16 protein-coding genes are annotated in these 19,060 nt (G+C 67.3%); 6 read left to right on the top strand and 10 right to left on the bottom strand.

What is annotated here, in order from left to right:
- Positions 1 to 329, bottom strand: a 329-nt coding sequence (locus AB0L70_RS41015; RefSeq protein ID WP_363692350.1) for an MFS transporter, incomplete at its 3' end; no start/stop codon positions are given.
- A gap of 68 nt (positions 330 to 397) precedes the next feature.
- A complete protein-coding gene (locus AB0L70_RS41010; RefSeq protein WP_363692349.1) occupies positions 398 to 973 on the bottom strand; it encodes a TetR/AcrR family transcriptional regulator in 576 nt (191 codons plus the stop codon).
- A gap of 173 nt (positions 974 to 1,146) precedes the next feature.
- Between AB0L70_RS41010 and AB0L70_RS41005 the strand changes: the two genes are divergently transcribed.
- Positions 1,147 to 3,168 carry a DUF1906 domain-containing protein gene (locus tag AB0L70_RS41005; RefSeq protein WP_363692348.1) on the top strand — a complete coding sequence of 674 codons (2,022 nt, stop codon included), beginning with the start codon at positions 1,147 to 1,149 and terminating at the stop codon, positions 3,166 to 3,168.
- On the opposite strand, the gene AB0L70_RS41000 is transcribed toward AB0L70_RS41005, so the two are convergent.
- Positions 3,161 to 4,030: a LysR family transcriptional regulator gene (locus AB0L70_RS41000; protein WP_363692347.1), complete on the bottom strand. Its 870-nt coding sequence runs from the start codon at positions 4,028 to 4,030 to the stop codon at positions 3,161 to 3,163. The genes AB0L70_RS41005 and AB0L70_RS41000 overlap by 8 nt on opposite strands.
- Before the next feature lie 87 nt (positions 4,031 to 4,117).
- Between AB0L70_RS41000 and AB0L70_RS40995 the strand changes: the two genes are divergently transcribed.
- Both AB0L70_RS40995 and ctaD read left to right on the top strand, forming a co-directional pair.
- On the top strand, positions 4,118 to 4,927 hold the full coding sequence (locus AB0L70_RS40995; RefSeq protein WP_363692346.1) for an alpha/beta hydrolase: 810 nt from the start codon (positions 4,118 to 4,120) through the stop codon (positions 4,925 to 4,927).
- A 50-nt stretch (positions 4,928 to 4,977) separates the two neighbouring features.
- Positions 4,978 to 6,675 carry a cytochrome c oxidase subunit I gene (gene ctaD, locus AB0L70_RS40990; protein ID WP_363692345.1) on the top strand — a complete coding sequence of 566 codons (1,698 nt, stop codon included), beginning with the start codon at positions 4,978 to 4,980 and terminating at the stop codon, positions 6,673 to 6,675.
- A gap of 919 nt (positions 6,676 to 7,594) precedes the next feature.
- Here ctaD and AB0L70_RS40985 read toward each other — a convergent pair.
- The 4 genes from AB0L70_RS40985 to AB0L70_RS40970 form a co-directional block, all read right to left on the bottom strand.
- A complete protein-coding gene (locus AB0L70_RS40985; protein WP_363692344.1) occupies positions 7,595 to 8,461 on the bottom strand; it encodes a helix-turn-helix transcriptional regulator in 867 nt (288 codons plus the stop codon).
- Between the two features lie 221 nt (positions 8,462 to 8,682).
- On the bottom strand, positions 8,683 to 9,534 hold the full coding sequence (locus AB0L70_RS40980; RefSeq protein ID WP_363692343.1) for a phosphotransferase: 852 nt from the start codon (positions 9,532 to 9,534) through the stop codon (positions 8,683 to 8,685).
- Positions 9,535 to 10,209 carry a class I SAM-dependent methyltransferase gene (locus AB0L70_RS40975; protein ID WP_363692342.1) on the bottom strand — a complete coding sequence of 225 codons (675 nt, stop codon included), beginning with the start codon at positions 10,207 to 10,209 and terminating at the stop codon, positions 9,535 to 9,537.
- Entirely contained in the window at positions 10,202 to 11,776 is a 1,575-nt protein-coding gene (locus AB0L70_RS40970) for an ATP-dependent DNA ligase (RefSeq protein WP_363692341.1), read from the bottom strand. The genes AB0L70_RS40975 and AB0L70_RS40970 overlap by 8 nt, the downstream gene beginning before the upstream one ends.
- Positions 11,777 to 11,861: 85 nt before the next feature.
- On the opposite strand from AB0L70_RS40970, the gene AB0L70_RS40965 reads away from it, so the two are divergent.
- Positions 11,862 to 12,779, top strand: coding sequence for a hypothetical protein (locus AB0L70_RS40965; protein ID WP_363692340.1), 918 nt, complete (start codon positions 11,862 to 11,864; stop codon positions 12,777 to 12,779).
- A 3-nt stretch (positions 12,780 to 12,782) separates the two neighbouring features.
- Here AB0L70_RS40965 and AB0L70_RS40960 read toward each other — a convergent pair whose 3' ends face one another.
- A complete protein-coding gene (locus AB0L70_RS40960) occupies positions 12,783 to 13,751 on the bottom strand; it encodes a Dyp-type peroxidase (protein WP_363692339.1) in 969 nt (322 codons plus the stop codon).
- 48 nt (positions 13,752 to 13,799) lie between these two features.
- On the opposite strand from AB0L70_RS40960, the gene AB0L70_RS40955 reads away from it, so the two are divergent.
- On the top strand, positions 13,800 to 14,930 hold the full coding sequence (locus AB0L70_RS40955) for a type II CAAX endopeptidase family protein (RefSeq protein ID WP_363692338.1): 1,131 nt from the start codon (positions 13,800 to 13,802) through the stop codon (positions 14,928 to 14,930).
- 45 nt (positions 14,931 to 14,975) lie between these two features.
- Positions 14,976 to 15,692, top strand: coding sequence for an HAD family hydrolase (locus AB0L70_RS40950; protein WP_363692337.1), 717 nt, complete (start codon positions 14,976 to 14,978; stop codon positions 15,690 to 15,692).
- A gap of 60 nt (positions 15,693 to 15,752) precedes the next feature.
- Here the strand turns inward: AB0L70_RS40950 and AB0L70_RS40945 are convergent, their stop codons facing one another.
- The gene (locus AB0L70_RS40945) at positions 15,753 to 16,712 is read right to left on the bottom strand and encodes a sigma-70 family RNA polymerase sigma factor (RefSeq protein ID WP_363692336.1); all 960 of its coding nucleotides are present in this window, start codon (positions 16,710 to 16,712) and stop codon (positions 15,753 to 15,755) included.
- Between the two features lie 256 nt (positions 16,713 to 16,968).
- A complete protein-coding gene (locus AB0L70_RS40940) occupies positions 16,969 to 19,056 on the bottom strand; it encodes a S9 family peptidase (RefSeq protein WP_363692335.1) in 2,088 nt (695 codons plus the stop codon).
- Positions 19,057 to 19,060: the final 4 nt, after the last annotated feature.

The raw sequence follows: 19,060 nt of genomic DNA, 5'->3' as shown, positions 1-19,060 counted from the left end.
GCCCAGAACCCGGCGTACACGAAGGCGCCGACGATGCGGGTCGCGACGAGTACGCCGTACCCGGGCGTCAGCGCACCGGCGACGTGGGTCAGGGCGAAGACCGCAAGAAACGCGAGCATCGCGGCGCGGCGGGACCAGCGCAGAGTGACGACAGCCAGGATCGGGGCGCCGATCAGCATGCCGACCGCGAAGGCCGAGATCAGCAGGCCCGCGGCCGGGATGGACACGTCCAGGTCGCCGGCGATCTCGGGGAGGAGACCGGCCAGCATGAGCTCGGACGTGCCCTGGGCGAAGATCGCCAGGCCGAGCAGATAGACGGCGAGGGGCATGAGTTCCTCTCGTATTGGATCGATCGGTTCAAAATATGGGCAGTTGTGAACGAGGATTGCGCCGGTGATCAGAAGGTGCGGAGGGCCGCCTCGGCGACGGCCAGCTGGGCCGCACGGGGAGTGCCACGGCGAGCAGCGACACGGAGGCCACTCAGGACCACGAACACGTAATCGGCCAGCGCGGATGCGTCGTGCCCAGGGTCAACTTCGCCCGCGGCCTGCGCGGCACGGATCGCCGTGGTCAGTGCTTCGGTCTTCCTGGCATGGTCTCGATCGAGGAGATCGATGACCTCGGTGTCCGTCGGGCCGAGCTCGACCAGCGTGTTCACGACCAGGCAGCCGGCGGGATCCTCGGGGTCCGGGTCGACAGCGGCCCAGAGAATCCGGCGCACCCGCTCCCGGACCGGCAGGTCATCGCTGTGGATCACCTCGAGCTGGGCTTCCGTGCTGCGCTCCATATAGCGGCGGAGTGCGCGGTCGAACAGGTCACGCTTGCTGCTGAAGGTGTTGTAAATGCTGCTTCGGCCGAGCCCGGTGGCTGCGCAGAGGTCCTGCGTCGAGGTCGCCTCGTAACCGGAGGTCCAGAACAGGCGCATCGCGGCGTCGACGGCGCGATCCTCGTCGAAGGTCCTCGGTCTGGCCATGACGACACCCTAACACGTTATGGACTGATCGATCCAAAATGCCCGATCGACGCTGGGCTGACCTGCGGCGATAGCATCTCGGCATCGAGGCGAGTGCCGGATGCTCTTCGACATCCCTGCGGCGCTCGTTTTCACTGGGGGCCGGAGTATTCGTTGGAAACTGGGGAGCCATAGTGAGGTTGTTCAAACCTGGGGTGCCGGCGCTTGCCCTCGGACTCATCGCTGGACTGGCCGCCACCGGCCCAGCGGTCGCCGACGACACGCAAACCGTCTCGTATCACGGTTATCAAGTCACGGTGCCGGCCAGTTGGCCGGTCATCGATCTGTCCACCAATCCAACCGCGTGCGTCCGGCTCGACCGCCCGGCGGTCTACCTCGGCCGCAGTACGTCGCAGGCCGACTGCCCGTCGCACCTGGTCGGCCGGAGTCAGGGGCTCATGCTCGAGCCGCTGACCACGGCGCAGCCGTCGACCGACGGTCTGCTCCGGCGCGCCGTCGCGGATGCCGGCGTACTCGCGACCGCGTACTACGCACCGGGTGCTGAGCGGGCGGCGAGCGACGTACTCGCCACCGGTCGCGTCGTCTCGAAGTCGCAGTCGGCGCGGGTGGCTCAGCCGGCCGCGGTGGCTCCGACGGTCGTTGCTACGGGCAACTTCGCGGGGAACGCGTTCGACACCTGCGCGGCGCCGCCACAGGCGTCGATGGACGCTTGGCAGGCCGACTACAAGGGTGTTGGTATCTACATCAGCGGCGGGCTGCGGGCGTGTAACCAGCCCAACCTGACCGCGAACTGGGTTGCTGCGAACGCGAGCAAGGGTTGGCAGTTCCTGCTGATCGATGTCGGTCTGCAGGCGCCGTGCACGACGTACTCCAGCCGGATGTCGTCGGTTGCGTCGACTGCATTGACCCAGGGCCGGAACGCTGCGATCAATGCGGTCGCGGCCGCGCAGGGACTGGGGTTCGCGCAGCGCAGTGCGATCTACAGCGACATCGAGGCCTACACGACGACGGCCGCGTGCAAGGCCGCCGTACTGTCGTATCTGAGCGGTTGGACGCAGGAGCTCAACGCGCGCGGGTACGTCGGTGGCGCGTACGTCGGTGCCGCCTCCGGTGGTGCTGATCTGGCCAGCGCGTACACGAGTACGGCGTACACCCGGCCGGACAACCTGTGGTTCGCGCACTGGGGTTCGACACCGGTGGGGACGAGCCGCTTCATTCCGGCGACGTACTGGAACAACCACCAGCGCGTCCACCAGTTCGCGGGCGACACGGCCGAGACGCACGGTGGCGTGCCGATGAACATCGACCGTAACTACGTGAACCTGACGGCACCGCCGCCACCGGTCACGAGCTTCCGGGTCACAGGTGGCGTCACGGTCGCGACACTGCAGTGGGGCAAGCCGGCCAACACGACGCTCGGCCAGATCATCGTCCGCGGTTCCTCTGGCAACACTGCGCCGCAGCTGCCGACCGCCGGAACGGCGATCTACAACGGTACGGCGAGTTCGTTCGCGCTGACCGGGCTGGCGAACTCGGGTAGCTACGCGTACCGGGTCTGGGTGAAGAACAGTGCGGGCAAGATCGGGCCGGGTGTCGACGTACGCCTGATCGGTACGAAGACGACGATCGCGGCGAGCGCGGCCTCGATCATGTACACCGGGTCGGTCACGTTGACGACAGTCGTTACGCGGCTCAACGATGCGAGCCGGCTGAGCGGCGTACCGGTAGTGCTGTACTCGAAGGCGGCGAACGCGACCAAGTGGACGACGGCGGCGCAGTTGACGTCGGACGCGAACGGGGTCGTGTCGTCGGTGCAGAAGCCGTCGGTGTCGACGTCGTACATGTGGGGCTACAACGGTGCGGTTGGGCTGCTCGGGACGCGCAGCACGGCCGCACTGGTCCAGGTGCACCCGGCGCTGTCGGCGTACTTGACTCCGGCTGCGATCAAGCTGGGCGCGTCGACGCTGCTGTACGGGTACCTGAACCCGGCGCACGCGGGGACGACGGCGTACCTGCAGAAGCGGTCGGGGACGACGTGGGTCGCCGTGACGACGGGCAAGCTGACGGCGAACGGCAAGTACGCATTCAGCATCAAGCCGACAGCACGCGGGACGTACACCTACCGCGTGGTGTGGCTGGCTGACGCCGATCACCAGGGGACGCAGACGGCGTCCAAGGTGCTGACGGTCAGCTGATACCGGGCAGGTCGGCTGCCACCCGCTGCGCGATCTCGATCGCGTGCGCCGCGAGCGGCGAGGGTGTGCGGCCGGCATGCCACAGCAGGTAGATCTCCCGCGGTGGGAGTCTGGGTTCGAGCTCGTGGATCTCCAGGTCGTCCTGCTGCACGGCGAGCCGCGGCATCACGGCCGCGGCGAGTCCGGCCCGCACCATCGCGAGGAGGGCCTCGTTGCCCGAGGTCCGGAACACGATCTGTGGCTGCACGCCCTGGCCGGTGAGGAAGTCCTCGAACCTGCCCTGATCGCAGACGGGCGGATGTGCGACGAGCTGGAGTCCGTCGAGTTCCTTGATGTCGACCGGGCCTTGCGGGAAGTCGCCTGCTCGAGTGACCAGAACGTATGGGTCCTTGACGAGCAGCAGGTGGTCGGTGCCGTCGATGCGGCTGTCGAAGAACATCAGATCGAGCTCGGACAGGTCCGGCTGATCTGTCTCCTCCTCGAACAGCCTGATGTCGCAGGTGGGGTGGGCGGCTCTGAGTTCGCGGATCAGGGTCGGGAGGATCACGTTCGAGACGGTCTGGAACGTGCCGATGTCGATCCGCCCGTCACCGGCCCGGAACCGTTCGATCGCGTCGCTCATCAGGTCGGCCCGGTGCAGCAGGTCGCGGGCATGCTCCAGGAGTACGCCGCCCAGGGGAGTGAGTCGCACCGGCTTCGGCCCGCCGGGCCGATCGAACAGCGCACCCCCGGCAACCTTCTCGAGTACGGCGATCTGCTGACTGACACTCGACTGCGTATACCCCAGCCGAGTCGCCGCCCGCCCGAACGACCCTTCATCCGCAACGGCCCTGAGTGTGGCCAGATGCCTGAGCTCGTACATAGCTCCCGACTCTATCGTCTACGGCGATGGTTGTGATCGGAGATCATCGCTTTTCGTGATAGCGGACCGAGCCTTACGGTCATTGGCATGAAGACTTATCCGGTCAACGGTGTCGAGCTGTGTGCGGAGACGTTCGGCTCCAGTGACGATCCAGCCGTGCTGCTGATCCACGGTGGGTCGGCGTCGATGCTGTGGTGGTCGGCCGACCAGTGCGCCCGCCTGGCCGCTCGCGGGCGGTACGTCATTCGCTACGACCAACGCGACACCGGCCAATCGACGTCGTACCCCGTTGGTCAGCCCGGGTACTCCATGCGTGACCTGGCCGCCGACGCGGTCGGGCTGTTGGATGCCTTGGGCATCGATCGGGCGCATGTCGTCGCGATGTCCATGTCCGGTGGGATCGGGCTGATCTTGGGCGTCGACTATCCGTCCCGCGTTGCGTCGTTGACCTTCGTGTCCACGAGCACGGGCGCCGACAACCTGCCGGCGCCGACGGTCGAGTACCTCGCGCCGCCGGACTTCACGGATCCCGTTGCGGTCGAGGAGTACGTCGTACGGGCGATCGAGGCCGAGGCGGCGGGGTACTTCGACGAGCCCTCTGCGCGGGAGCTGGTCCGGGAAGACATGGCGCGGGCGCGGTCGTACGAGGCGTCGTTCACGAACCACTACGCGATGGACTTCAACGGCCCGGTCGGCGGTGGGTTCGGGGACCTGTCGATGCCGGTCCTGGTGGTCCACGGCTCGGCGGATCCGGTGCTTCCGTTGCCCCATGGGGAGGCTGTGCGGGACGCCGTACCCGGTGCTCGTCTCGTTGTGCTCGACGGGGTTGGGCATGGGGTGCCGGAAGCGCGCTGGGACGAGTTTGTCGACGTACTGACTGCTCACACCGTTGTTTGAGCCTGGGGCCGGGTGTGTAATCGGAGGGATGTGAGCAGGCTGGAGGGCGCATGGCCAGTGTCAGCGAGCACACCGGGGTAACTGAACGCACGGGTCCGGTCGCGGCCGGGACCCGGCGGCCGCTCGGGCAGGTGATCGGGCGGCTGTTGTCGACAACCGACCACAAGGTGATCGGGCACCTCTACCTGATCACGTCGTTCGTGTTCTTCCTGATCGGCGGCGTGATGGCGCTGATCATCCGCGCCGAGCTCATCTCGCCCGGGCTGCAGATCGTGAACGAGGAGGTCTACAACCAGCTGTTCACGATGCACGGCACGATCATGCTCCTGCTGTTCGCGACGCCGCTGTTCGTCGGGTTCGCGAACGTGATCATGCCGGTGCAGATCGGTGCGCCGGACGTAGCCTTCCCGCGGCTCAACATGTTCAGCTACTGGCTGTTCTTGTTCGGTGGGTTGATCACGCTGTCCGCGTTCCTGACCCCGGGTGGGGCGGCTGACTTCGGGTGGACGGCGTACTCGCCGCTGTCCAACGGTGTGCGCTCACCGGGCGTCGGCGGCGATCTGTGGGTCATGGGCCTGTGGATGGCGGGACTCGGGACGATCCTCGGTGGGGTCAACTTCGTCACGACGATCATCACGATGCGGGCGCCGGGTATGACGATGTTCCGGATGCCGATCTTCTGCTGGAACATCCTGGTGACGTCGATCCTGGTACTGATCGCGTTCCCGATCCTGGCCGCGGCGTTGCTGATGCTGGAGGCGGATCGGACCCTCGGGGCGCATGTGTTCGATGCGGCGAGTGGTGGGGCGTTGTTGTGGCAGCACCTGTTCTGGTTCTTCGGGCATCCCGAGGTGTACATCATCGCGTTGCCGTTCTTCGGCATCATCACCGAGATCCTGCCGGTGTTCAGCCGCAAGCCGGTCTTCGGGTACGTCAGTCTGGTCGCGGCGACGCTCTCGATCGGGGCATTGTCGATCGCGGTCTGGGCGCACCACATGTTCGTGACGGGTGGGGTGAACCTGCCGTTCTTCTCGTTCATGACGTTCCTGATCGCGGTGCCGACCGGGGTGAAGTTCTTCAACTGGATCGGGACGATGTGGGGCGGGGCGGTATCGCTGGATACGCCGATGCTGTGGTCTGTCGGGTTCCTGGTGACGTTCTTGCTGGGTGGGTTGACCGGGATCATCCTGGCGTCGCCGGCGCTGGACTACCAGTTGAACGACTCGTACTTCGTGGTCGCGCACTTCCACTACGTCGTCTTCGGGACGGTGGTGTTCGCGATGTTCGCCGGGTTCTACTTCTGGTGGCCGAAGATGACCGGGCGGATGCTGGACGAACGGCTGGGGAAGCTGCACTTCTGGATGCTGTTCGTGGGGTTCCATACGACGTTCTTGGTGCAGCACTGGCTCGGGATCGAAGGGATGCCGCGTCGGTACGCCGACTACGGGCCGGACGAGGGGTTCACCGTCCTGCACCAGGTCTCGAGCGTGGGTGCGTTCCTGCTCGGGGTGTCCACGCTTCCGTTCCTCTACAACATCTACAAGTCCCGGAAGACTCCACGTGTAGGCGTCGACGACCCGTGGGGCTGGGGCCGCTCCCTCGAATGGGCCACCAGCTCCCCACCCCCACGCCACAACTTCCACCAACTCCCCAGAATCCGCTCCGAAAGCCCAGCCTTCGACCTCCACCACCCCACCATCGCCCAACCCACCCACGCAGCCTCCCAAAACCTCCTAACCCCCGACTAACCCGCGGTTCCACAAGAGTCAGGTGAGGAGCCGATCCAACCCGCGGTGAACCGTCCGTGGGTTCGCGGGTGCCGACGCCCTCACCCCGTCACGCAAACGAGATGCCCGTGGGTTTACAGGAGTTTGGTGAGGCGCCCCGGCGATCAACCGGTGGCGGGCTGTCCGTGGGGCCACGGGTGCCAACACCCTCACCCCATCACGCAAACGAGATGCCCGTGGGTTTACGGGACTTGGGTGAGGCGCTCGAGCCGACCAACTCGCGGTGAACCGTCGGTGGGTTTGCGTGCTGGGCCCCCGGCCCGTCACCTCGAACGGAGGTGTCCGTGGGTTTACAAGAAGTTGGTGAGGAACCGACCACGCGCGGCCAACCGTGCGTAGGTGCACAGGTGCCGACACCCGGCCCGTCGCCTCGAACGGAGTATCCGTGGGTTTAAAGGAGTTGGGTGGAGACGACCGGGCCAACCAACGCGCGGTGAACCGTCCGTGGGTCTACGGGTGCCCACACTCTCTCCCCATCACGCGAGCGAGATGCCCGTGGGTTTACAGGAGTTGGTGAGGTGCTGGGCCGACCAGCCGGCGGCGAACGGTCCGTGGGTTTGCAGGTGCCGACACCCCGACCCCCATCACGCGGACGAGATGCCCGTGGGTTTACAGGAGTTTGGTGGGGGCGCCGGGCCGACCACCGGCGCGAACGGTCCGTGGGTTCACAGGTGCAAACACCCTCACCCCACCAACCGGCCGTGAGTTTACGGGTGCCGACACCGCCACCCCATCGCGCGAGCGAGATGCCCGTGGGTTTACAGGAGTTTGGTGAAGCGCGCCGAGCCAACCGACCCGCGGTGAACCGTTCGTGGGCTCACACGTGACAGCACCCTCACCCCAACACCTTGACCGTCTGAGCTAGGCCTCGTGCCGCGGGTTAGCGGAGTTGGTTTTGGAGGGTGGTTAGGAGGGATTGGGTTTGGGTTGGTGGGGGGCTGGTGGTGGTTAGGCGGTCCAGGGCTTCGGCGTAGGTGTCTACGTCGGATTGTTTGTCCAGGTAGAGGGCGCTGGTCAGGTGTTCTAGGTAGACGATGTCGGGGAGGTCTCGTTGGGGAAAGCGGAGGAGGGTGAAGGCTCCTCCGGTGGCGGCGTGGCCGGGGCTTGCCAGGGGGATGATTTGGAGGGTGATGTTGGGGCGGGTGACTGCCTCTTGGAGGGCGTCGAGTTGATGGCGGAGGACCTCGGGGCCGCCGATCGGGCGGTGGAGGACTGACTCCTCGATCACGGCCCAGAGTTTGAGCGGCGGCTCGCGGTCGAGGATCTGCTGCCGACGGGTGCGAAGCGCGACCATCCGCTCCACCTCGTCGTCGGCCCGCGCATTCCCCGGCGTCAACCGCGCAACCGCCCGCGCGTACTCAGCAGTCTGCAGCAACCCCGGCACGAACTGGATCTCGTACGTCCGGATCAGCTCCGCGGCCTCCTCCAACCCGAGGTAGGAGTCGAACCAGTCCGGCGTCACATCGCCGTACCGATGCCACCAGCCAGGATCGTTCGCCTCACGCGCCAGCTGCAGCAGCCGATCCCGCTCCCGCGCCTCGGTCACGCCGTAAAGACTGAGCAAGTCCTCGACGTCGCGTTCCTTGAAGCCGACCCGCCCGAGCTCCAGCCGGCTGATCTTCGACTCCGACCCCCGGATCGCCCATCCGGCGTCGGTCCGACTCACCTCCGCCCGCTCACGCAACCGCCGCAGATGACTGCCCAGCATCATCCGCAACGCCGTCGGCCCCACAACCTGCCCCGCCATAGGCCAAGTCTACAGCATTATCGAACATATGTTCCCATGAGTTCAGCCCATCCAGGTGCCGACGAGCAGCAAGTTCCGCAGGCCCGGAAGCACCACCTCGGTGGACACTAACCGCGGATCGGTAGCGAGAACCGCCCGCTTCGGAGGAGTGGCATCCCCGCCTCAGCTGCCGCGTGCTGTGCTCGTTCCACCAGCGGCGGCAGCTCTTCCATCCGGTCGTTCTAGTCGACCCTGCGTTCGGCGAGGTCGAGCCAGTGTGCGACGTCGCTGGGGGTGTCGTGCCGGATCGCCCAGTCCGCCAGCCGAAGACTCATGTGCGCCCACAACGGCCGCAACACCTCCGCCGGCAGCTCATCCAGTACGGCGTCCAGCCGCTCCGCCACCCGCCCGTCAGAGCGCACCCCGAAGCGCAGCGTGACCAGATCCAGCCGCCGATCACCCCGCCCAGCGCCGTCCCAATCGATGATCCCGGTGATCTCACCGTCGACCGCGAGCAGGTTGCCCGGGTGGAAGTCCACATGCACCGCGTCGACCTCACGCAGTGCCGCAGGTTGACGACCGACCTCAACCACCCAGTCATCCAACCAAGCAGTACGCCGGTCATGCGCCCGAAGCGGCCCGTGCAAGCAAAACCCCGGCCCATCGCTGTCCAGGAACAGATCCAGCGTCGGGATATCCAGCCGATCCGCCAACAACCCGTCCTGCAACTGATTGAACCCCAGCGCCTGCTCGAACGCCGCTTCGCCCAGCTGCCGAATAGGAGCCCCAGGCAACAACTCCTGAACGGTTGCGATCGCCGACCCGAGCTGCGCCGCCAACTCGGTTGCCGGCGCAGGCTGCCCCGCCGCCCGAACCGCCTCCGTGACCGCCAATGGCCCAGCCTGCAACGCCGACAGCTGCGTCCCCGGCCTCCACTTCAGCACCGACCGCCGACCGGACGGCCACCGTACGAACGCAGCCCCGACCTCCCCGCCGGCGCAGAGGCCGTCAAAGGTCAGGCGTACGCCGGTCTCTTCCTCCAGCTGATCGATGACCCGCGACGCATCAAGCCGTTCAACCCGAGCCCAGGACATTCAGTCGCGAAGGTACTCAGCGCGCCACCGGAGAACGGTGGGATCGACCGGGCTGGGGGACTCGGTCAGCTGGATCATCCGAAGATCAGGAGTCGCGAACGAGTCGATCGCCGCTCGCGTCAGGGGCCACGGTGGTCCTTCGATGTCGGCGTCAGCCTGGTCGTCCGGCCGGGCAGCCTGGATCACCAGCAGGGTGCCGCCGGGAGCGACCAGCTCGCCGACGTGCTCGATCGCGGAAGCCTGCAACGGAATCGGCAGTGCCTGAACCGTGTAGATCTCGACCACCAGGTCGAACGCCCGGTGCCACTCGTCCGGCGGGGCGAGGAGGTCGGCGATCACGTAGTGCGCCTTCGAATCCGGGTGGTTCCGCCGCGCGGTCTCGATCGCGGTGGGGGAGATGTCGAAGGCGGTCGTGTCGTATCCGCGGTCCGCGATCAGCTCCGCGTCCCAGCCCGTTCCCGCGCCGATCACCAACGCGGTCTGGCCGGTCCCGTCCGGCTGCGACTCGTCGATCCACTCGCTCAGCAGCGGGTGCGCCGTACCGCGATCCCAGGGCACGACCGCGGTGCCTTCCGACGCGGCGGAATACAGGTGCTCGAACCAACCGGTCGGATCGTCCCGGTCCAGTGCCTCCCGGGCGATCCGCCGGGACACGACATCGGGATCCTCAGCCATCGGACTCGCTTTCCTCGTCGGAGCCGGGACCCACGTGGATCTCCCGCACGGTCTGCACCGTATCAACGTCACCCGGCACCTTGTCGTCCCGATATCGCAGCACCCGGGCGAACCGCAGTGCCATCCCGGCCGGATACCGCGGCGAGGTCTGTACGCCGTCGAACGCGATCTCGACCACGATCTCCGGCCGCAGATACACAGTCCAGTCGTCCTGACGCACGGCGAGCTCCTGGAACCGCTCGGTCTGCCAGCGCAGCAATTCGTCCGTCAGCCCTTTGAACGTCTTCCCGAGCATCACGAACTCGCCGGTCTCCTCGTCCCGCGCGCCTAGATGCAGGTTCGACAGCCAGCCGGTCCGACGCCCGTGTCCCCACTCCGCCGCGAGCACGAGCAGGTCGAGCGTGTGCGTCTGTTTGACCTTCACCCACGCCGATCCCCGCCGGCCCGCTTCGTACGGCGAGGTCAGCGACTTCACCATCACACCCTCGTGCCCCCGCTTGACCGCATCCAGGAAGAACGCTTGCCCGGCCTCCGCATCGTCCGTCACCAACCGCGGAATCCGCCGCTCCTCGGGCACCAACTTCGCCAGCCAGTCGAACCGCGCAGCCCCATCCAGACCGAGGAGGTCCTCGCCGTCCTGATGCAGGACGTCGAAGAAGTACGGCGTCAACGGCACCGACTCCGGACCGGTCGCAGCACGCGTCGCCGTCCGCGACCCCGTGACCTGAAACGCCTCCGGCCGCCCGTCGGACCGCAGCGCGATCAGCTCCCCGTCGAGCACAACCTGCTGAGCGTCCAACGCGAGTACGGCGGTGACCACCTCAGGCACGCGAGTCGTAATGTCGTCCAGCGTCCGCGTGTAGACCACGACCTTGTCGCCGTCGCGGTGCACCTGGATCCGGATCCCGTCCAGCTTCCACTCGAGGGCAGCCGGCGTACCCGTCTTGGCCAACGCCTCCTCCACCGAGGTCGCGGACTGCGCCAGCATCGGCTGTACCCCGCGACCGACCTCCAGCCCGAACTGCGCCAACCCAGCCTCACCCGAGGTCAGTACGGCGACAGCCACCGGAGCGGCCGCACCACGCAACATCGTCGCGGCGCGGATCTTGTCGAGCGGAATCCCAGTGGCCCGCGCGACCGCATCGGCCATCACTCCGTCGAGAGCGCCTTGCCGCAACTCACCACCCACGAGCAGCCGCAGGAATCGTTGCTCGTCCGCGGTTGCCCGCCCGAACAACGCGTCCACCGCCGTCCGTCGACGAGCCTGCACTCCCGCGCCGCCCATCTCGGCCAACTCGGCGAACGCCTGGTCGACCTCCTCGACCGTGAGCGACGGCTCGGCGGCCGGCTCCGGCGCGTCCGTCAACGTCCGCCAGCCGACCCCGGTCCGGCGCTGCCGCAGCTCGCCGGACAGGTACGTCACCACGATCTCGGTCTCGGCCGGCTCGGTGGCCTTCGACAACAGCCCGGCGATGAACTCCGCCTTCTTCAGCCGCGACCGGGTCCCGGCCAGCGCGGCTGACGTCTCGACCACCTCGGTGAGCAACATGACCCCAGTCTCACCCATCCCACCGACAATCCTGTGAACCAACAACTTTCACCACCGACCGCGCATCGAGAGGAACAGAAGGCAACCTCGAAGGGGGAGACTGATGCGCGGAAGATCTGTCGCGGCGGCCCTACTGGCCACCGGAATGCTGGCCCCGCTGCCGGCTCACGCCCAATCGACCAGCCCGGCGAAGGCCACGGCCGCCTGCAACCTGAGCCTCGGCTCGGTGAACGCCGGCGGCGACCACACCTCCCAGGGCATCACCGCGGGTACGCCGCCCAAGGCCACGGCCAAGGGCATCGAGGCAGCGGACCGGTTCGCGCCCGGGGCGACGCGGTTGCACAGCACCTGGACGATCGAGCCGGAGGTTCCGGCGGACTGGGCGCACTACGGCGAGGTCGTACTCGGCTCGAGCATGTACCAGGCGAGCTACCGCACCGGCGCCGTCGAGTCCGACGCCGTCACGTTCCACCGCATCGGCGGTGGCTGGGACCAGTTCTCGTACTTCGAGGAGTCGGTCTACGACGAGGGCGCCCACGCCGGCTCCGTCGCCCATACCCACTACTACGGCCTCCGCAACGACGGCACCCTCTTCCGCTGGCGCCAGGACAACGGCTGGAAGGCCGCCGGCTCGTACCCCGGCTTCAGTGCCGTCAAGACGATGGCCCTGATCAGCCAGACGCGGACCTACGACACGTTCCTCGCGACCACCAAGGGCGGCGCGCTCTACACGATCCGCATCCCGATCAGCTCCCCGATGAAGCCGATCGTCAAGCAGGTCCGCAGCCGCACGTGGCAGGGCGCCGAGCAGCTCATCGCCGAGCGTTGCGGACAGTACGGCGTACTCCTGCTCGGCATCGACAAGGACACCAAGTCCGGTTACCTGTACGCCGTCGGTCACGCGAACGGAGCGTCCACGGTGATCAACAGCCTGGGCAAGGTCCCGACCACGTTCGACGACCCGACCTACTTCCGCTGGACCGCCGTCGCGTTCGCGAACCCGCCGCTGAACGGAGAGTGAGCCTCAGGGCGCCGGCGGCAGGTCGTCCAGGAAGTCGGCCGACGGCGTGAAGAACAACGTGCCGGTGACTGCGGTGGAGAAGTCGAGCAGGCGGTCGTGGTTGCCCTCCGGCTCGCCGATGAACATCCGCCGCAGCATCAGCTCGGTCACCGACGGGGTCTTCGCGTACCCGATGAAGTAGGTGCCGAACTCCTGCGACCCGATGGTGCCGAACGGCATGTTGTCGCGCAGGATCTTCAGCTCGTTGCCGTCCTCGTCCTCGACGACGTTCAGCGCGATGTGCGCGTTGCTCGGCTTGACGTCGTCGTCCATCTCGATGTCCTCGAGCTTGGACCGGCCGACCGCCTGCTCCTGCTGCTCGACGGTCAGTGCGTTCCACGCCTTCAGGTCGTGCAGGTACTTCTGCACGATCACATAGCTGCCACCCGCGAAGTCCGGGTCCTCGGAGCCGATCAGTACGGCGTCGTGGGCCGCGGAGCCGGCCGGGTTCTCGGTGCCGTCGACGAAGCCGAGCAGGTCACGCATCTCGAAGTACTTGAAGCCGTGCACCTCGTCGATGACGGTCGCGGCGCCGTCGAGAACGTTCATGATCTGACTGGCGAGCTCGAAGCACTGGTCCTCGTGGGCCGCCCGGATGTGGAAGAGCAGGTCGCCCGGCGTCGACACCGCGCGGTGGGTGGCGCCCTGGAGCTCGACGAACGGGTGCAGCTCGGCCGGCCGTGGTCCGCTGAACAGGCGGTCCCAAGCGTCGGACCCGATGCTCGTGACACAGGACAGGTTGCCCGCAGGGACGCGGAAGCCGACGGAGCGCACCAGACCGGCAATGCGGTCGAGCAGGTCGCGGGCGGTCTCCTCGCCGCCGGGTTCGATCCGGACGACCATGAAGATCGCCGAACCGGTCAACGGCATCAGCACCGACTGCGGCAGCGCTCGTGTCGCCGCGGCCGGGCCAGGTGTCGGATCAGTCACCATGCTGCTTCCCTCCACTGAACGCTTGGCCCGATCTTCTAGAGTCCAGTCATGGACCCGCAAGAACCCGGACCGCCCTCGCAACCGGGCCCATACTCGCAGCCGGGGCCGTACCCACAGCAGTGGGGTACGCCGCCGCCGTACCCGCAGCAGCCGCCGCCGTACCCGCAGCAGTGGGGCGCGCCGCCGCACCCGGCCCAGTTCGCCCACCGCGAGCCCCGGATCATCCCGGCCCCGTCGGGTACGCCGTTCCACCGCCTCGCTCGTACGGCGAAGCACGCGTGGTGGCGGCCCTTGGTCGGTACGGCGTTCCTGGGCGCCGGAGTGCTCTTCGTCAGTGCCGGCGTGGCGTTGGTGTGGGGGATCATCCACAGCCTGATCACGCACGACGCCATCCAGCCGCAGGGCAACGACCTCTTCCCGAGCGCCACCGAGAACCTGGCGATCACGCTGGTGATGCTCGGCGCGCTCACACCGATCGTGGGGCTCACTGCCTGGGTGATCCAGCGGCGGCCGTTCTGGAGTGTCGCGTCCGTCCTGAACCGGATCCGCTGGCGCTGGCTGCTGATGTGCTGCCTGCCCGGCGTTGGCTACATCGCGGTGTCATACGTCCTCGGCATCGTGGTCGACGCGATCTTCCCGGGTCAGGACGCGGCGGGGACCGATGACGGCGGGTCGTGGGTCGGTTTCGGCGCGTTCGTCGTACCGGCGCTGGTGATCATCTGCCTGGTGCCGTTCCAGTCCGCGGCGGAGGAGTTCGTGTTCCGCGGTTGGCTGATCCAGGCGATCGGCGCTTATGGACCGGACCAGAAGGACGGGCGCGCGCGGTGGATTCGGACGGTGTTCCGGACGCCATGGCCCGGGATCGTGATCGGTGCGGCCGCGTTCGTGTCCGCGCACGGGTACACCGGCTGGGCGATGACCGATGTGTTCCTGTTCGCAGTGACTGTCGGCTGGCTGACCATCCGGACCGGGGGACTGGAGGCGGGGATCGCGCTGCACGCGCTGAACAACCTGTTCGCGTTCTTGTTGCCAGCGGCAACTGGTGGGCTGGACGGCTGGGACGTGCAGGGCGGTGCGCCGTGGACGCTGCTGGTGTCGGACGTCCCGTCGCTCGCGTTCTATGCCGCGGCCGTCGTCTGGCTGTCCAAGCGTCAGCAGGTCGCTCGCGTCAGCAGCTAGAAAAATCACTCGGGACTGTCGGCAGGCTCTGGCAGGGTTAGCCAGGTGACGAACGCGAAGATCGAAGCCGTCCTGTTCGACTGGGGCGGCACGTTGGCAACCTGGCACAGCATCGACCTGCACGACACCTGGCGATCGGTGGCGAAGCTGATCGACGAGACCCGCGCCGAGGAGCTGGCCGCCCGGCTGGTAGAGGCGGAGAGCTCGGTGTGGAAGCGCTCCAAGGAGGAGCACCTGAGCAGCACCTTCGAGGAGGTGTGCCTGCTGGCGGACGCGGTGATGACGCCGGCCGCCCTGGCGGAGTACGAGCGTCAGTGGGACCCGCACACCGTGCTCGAGCCGGACGCCATCGACACACTCCAGGCGCTCCGGGGTCAGGGGCTGAAGGTCGGCGTACTGTCCAACACGCTGTGGCCCCGGCAGCGGCATGAGGACCTGTTCGCGCGGGACGGCGTACTCGACCTCTTGGACGGTGCCGTCTACACGAGCGAGATCCCGTACACCAAGCCGCACCCGGAGGCGTTCCTGGCCGCGATGCGGGCGGTTGACGTGTCGGAGCCGGCGCGGTGCCTGTTCGTGGGGGACCGGCTGTTCGACGACGTCTGGGGCGCGCAGAACGTAGGCATGCGGACCGCGCACATCCCGCACAGCGCGATCCCGGTCGAGCAGATCGGCCACACGGAGGGTACGCCGGACGCCACCGTCCAGCGCCTGTCCGAGCTCCCGCCGCTGATCGCCACTTGGAACGAAGCGGCGGCCTGACATCAGAAGGACCCCCAGCCGGAGTGGCTGGGGGTCCTTCGAGGGGTTTCGGTTGGTGGGTTACGCGGCCAGCGTCGGGTCTGCCATCAGACGGAGGCGGCCCAGCGCCTCGCGCTCGATCTGGCGGACCCGCTCGGCCGAAATGCCGTGCACCGCACCGATGTCCGCGAGCTTCGCCTGACGGCCGTCGTGCAGGCCGTACCGGCGCCGGATCACGTCCGCCGACCGCGGGTCGAGCTGGTCGACCAGGCTGAACAGTCCCGAGCGGTCCGACGCGTCGGCGACCAGCTGGTCCGGCCCCGGCGCGGTCTCGGCCGCGATCAGGTCGCCCAGCGAGGTCTCGCCCTCGTCGTCGATCGGGTTGTCCAGGCTGATGTGGTCCCGGCCGATCCGGATCAACTCGGTGACCCGCTCCACGTCCAGGTCCAGCTCTGCCGCGATCTCGTCGAGCTCCGGTTCACGCCCGAGCTTGCGCTCCAGCGTGCGCCGCGCCGACCCGATCTGGTTCAGCTGCTCCACCACGTGCACCGGCAGCCGGACCACTCGGGCCTGCTGCGCGATACCGCGGGTGATGGCCTGCCGCACCCACCAGGTCGCGTACGTCGAGAACTTGAAACCCTTGCGGTAGTCGAACTTCTCCACCGCGCGGATCAGTCCCGTATTGCCCTCCTGGACCAGGTCCAGCAGCGGCATCTGGGAACGTCCGTAGCGGCGCGCGATCGATACCACCAGCCGGAGGTTCGCGGTCACGAACCGCTGCTGCGCGCGCTGGCCCGCTTCGGCCAGCCACTCCAGCTCCTCCTCGGTCGCATATTTGGGCGCTCCGCCCTTCTTGCGTCCAACCCGCCCCTCGGCCAGCAGTTGCTCCGCCAGGAGACCTGCCTCGACCGTCTCAGCGAGCTCGACCTCTTCCTCTGCGGTCAGCAGGGGCGTACGCGCGATCTCTTCAAGGTAGAGACCAACGCTGTCCTTGCCGTCAATACCGTCGTCCGTGCTGCGGACACGAGCTGTGCGAGCCACCGAAACTCCCTTCGTCGTTACATGGAGAGCAACGCTCGAGTGAGGTTCAAGATTCCAGCACGATGGTGTAAACACCCTGAACGTTCCCTGAGAGTTCCTGGCAGCGATTCCGCCGTGGAAACCGATGTCCCGGAGGAATCCGGTGCAATAAGGCGCAACACTCCGCGCCCAAGCTGAGAATCTGTCCAGAATCACACGATCCAGTGCCCCCGTATGTGTTGCACAACACACACCCGGGGGCACTTATTCCGCCGGCTCAGGCCAGCCCGAGGGTGTCGAGCTCCCAGGCGAGGGAGAAGGCGAGCTCGCGCCAGGCGTCGTACCGGCCGCTGCGCCCGCCGTGACCGGCCTCCATTTCGGTTTTCAGCAGTACGTCGACGTCGCCGCTCGCGGTCGCCCGGAGTTTCGCCACCCACTTGGCCGGCTCGACGAAGAACACCCGGGTGTCGTTCAGGCTGGTGATCGCGAGGATCCGCGGATACTGCTGCGCGCTGACGTTTTCGTACGGCGAGTAGGACTTCATGTACTCGTAGACGGCCTTGTCCTCGAGCGGATTACCCCATTCCTCCCACTCGATCACGGTCAGCGGCAGGGACGGGTCCAGGATCGTGGTCAACGCGTCCACGAATGGCACCTCCGCGACAATGCCGCCGAATGCCGACGGCGCGAGGTTCGCGACCGCGCCCATCAGCAGGCCACCGGCGCTGCCGCCCTGCGCGACGATCCGCTCCGGCCGGGTCCAGCCGGCCGTGACCAGGTGCTCGGCCGCGGCGATGAAGTCGGTGAAGGTGTTCCGCTTGGTCAGCATCTTGCCGTCGTCGTACCAGTGCCGGCCGAGCTCGCCGCCGCCACGGACGTGCACGATCGCGAAGACGACGCCGCGGTCCAGCAGCGACAACCGCGCGATCGAGAACCACGGATCCATCGAGCTCTCGTACGACCCGTAGCCGTACAGCACGACCGGCGCGTTGCCGTCCTTCGCGACGTCCTTGCGCGCGACCATCGAGATCGGCACCTTCGTCCCGTCCGACGCGGTCGCCCACTCGCGGTACTGCGTGTACGCGCCGAGATCCACGTCACCGAGCACCGGCTGCTGCTTCAGCAGTCGCCGCTCGCCGGTCGCGACGTCCACGTCGTACGTCGAACCCGGTGTGACCAGCGACGTGTACCCGAAGCGGTACCGGGTGTCGTGCCACTCGTCGTTGCGTCCGGGGGAGACCGTGTAGATCGGCTCGTCGAACTCGAGCACCTCCGGCGCTCCGAAACCTTCCGGCGTACGGCGCATGACGGCGAGCTCGGTCAGCGCGTCGCGACGGCGGTACAGGATCACGTGGTCGGCGAAGGCGTCCGTGCCGAGCAGGCGGCTGGTCTCGTCGCCCTCGATCAGCGTGGTCCAGTCGCCGGGGGAGTCCAGCGGCGCGGAGGCCAGCGAGAAGTTGGACGCGTCCGCGTTGTGCGTGATCAGCAGCTGGTCGCCGGCGTGCTCGACGTCGTACTCGACGCCCTCCTGGCGCGGCCTGACCACGACGGGCTCGCCGGTGGGGTCGTTCGCGTCGAGCAGCCAGACCTCGCTGGTGAGCTTGCTGCCGAGCGCGATCTGGATCGCCTGCTCGTTGCGAGTCAGGTCGACGCCGACCCAGAACCGCTCGTCCGGCTCCTCCATCACCAGTACGTCGTCGTCCGTCGTACCGAGGGTGTGCCGCCAGACCTGGTACGGGCGCCAGGCGTCGTCGACCTTGGTGTAGAAGATCGTCGACCCGTCACCGGACCAGGCCGAGCCGTAGTGCACCTCGGGGAGCTCGTCGGGCAGCAGCTCGCCGGTGCTCAGATCCTTGATCCGCAGGGTGAACCGCTCGTCGCCCTTGAGGTCGACGGAGTACGCGAGCAGCCGGCCGTCGGGGGAGATGTCGATGGTGCCGAGGGAGAAGAACTCGGAGTCGGCGGCGACCTCGTTGCCGTCCAGCATCACCTCTTCGCCGGCGATCTCACCGTCGGTCGCCGGCGGCTCGTCGCCGTCCACCTTCACCCGGCAGTGCAGCGAGTACTGCTGGCCCTCGATCGTGCGCGAGTAGTACCAGTAGCCGCCGCGCCGGGCGGGGACGCTCAGGTCGGTCTGCAGCGTGCGGTCCGAGATCTCCTGGAAGATTGCCTCACGCAACGATTCCAGGTGCGCGGTGCGTGCCTCGGTGTAGGTGTTCTCGGCGCGCAGGTACGCCAGCACCTCGTCGTCGGTCTTGTCCCGCAACCACTCGTACTCGTCGACGAACACATCGCCGTGGTGGCGACGCTCAACCGCCTTCTTGGCGGCAATCGGAGGCTCAGGCACAGAGTTCAACTCGGACATGCCG

This window comes from Kribbella sp. NPDC051952, from assembly GCF_040680855.1.
Lineage (GTDB): Bacteria > Actinomycetota > Actinomycetes > Propionibacteriales > Kribbellaceae > Kribbella.
The sequence above is the reverse complement of the archived record's forward strand: the minus strand, read 5'-3'. Positions and strand labels throughout refer to the sequence as shown.

Excerpts from the sequence above, each read along its gene's own strand:
- AB0L70_RS41010 (WP_363692349.1), bottom strand. The coding sequence starts at position 973 with ATGGCCAGACCGAGGACCTTCGACGAGGATCGCGCCGTCGACGCCGCG.
- AB0L70_RS41000 (WP_363692347.1), bottom strand. The coding sequence starts at position 4,030 with ATGTACGAGCTCAGGCATCTGGCCACACTCAGGGCCGTTGCGGATGAA.
- AB0L70_RS40995 (WP_363692346.1), top strand. The coding sequence starts at position 4,118 with ATGAAGACTTATCCGGTCAACGGTGTCGAGCTGTGTGCGGAGACGTTC.
- ctaD (WP_363692345.1), top strand. The coding sequence starts at position 4,978 with ATGGCCAGTGTCAGCGAGCACACCGGGGTAACTGAACGCACGGGTCCG.
- AB0L70_RS40985 (WP_363692344.1), bottom strand. The coding sequence starts at position 8,461 with ATGGCGGGGCAGGTTGTGGGGCCGACGGCGTTGCGGATGATGCTGGGC.
- AB0L70_RS40980 (WP_363692343.1), bottom strand. The coding sequence starts at position 9,534 with ATGTCCTGGGCTCGGGTTGAACGGCTTGATGCGTCGCGGGTCATCGAT.
- AB0L70_RS40975 (WP_363692342.1), bottom strand. The coding sequence starts at position 10,209 with ATGGCTGAGGATCCCGATGTCGTGTCCCGGCGGATCGCCCGGGAGGCA.
- AB0L70_RS40970 (WP_363692341.1), bottom strand. The coding sequence starts at position 11,776 with ATGGGTGAGACTGGGGTCATGTTGCTCACCGAGGTGGTCGAGACGTCA.
- AB0L70_RS40965 (WP_363692340.1), top strand. The coding sequence starts at position 11,862 with ATGCGCGGAAGATCTGTCGCGGCGGCCCTACTGGCCACCGGAATGCTG.
- AB0L70_RS40960 (WP_363692339.1), bottom strand. The coding sequence starts at position 13,751 with ATGGTGACTGATCCGACACCTGGCCCGGCCGCGGCGACACGAGCGCTG.
- AB0L70_RS40955 (WP_363692338.1), top strand. The coding sequence starts at position 13,800 with ATGGACCCGCAAGAACCCGGACCGCCCTCGCAACCGGGCCCATACTCG.
- AB0L70_RS40940 (WP_363692335.1), bottom strand. The coding sequence starts at position 19,056 with ATGTCCGAGTTGAACTCTGTGCCTGAGCCTCCGATTGCCGCCAAGAAG.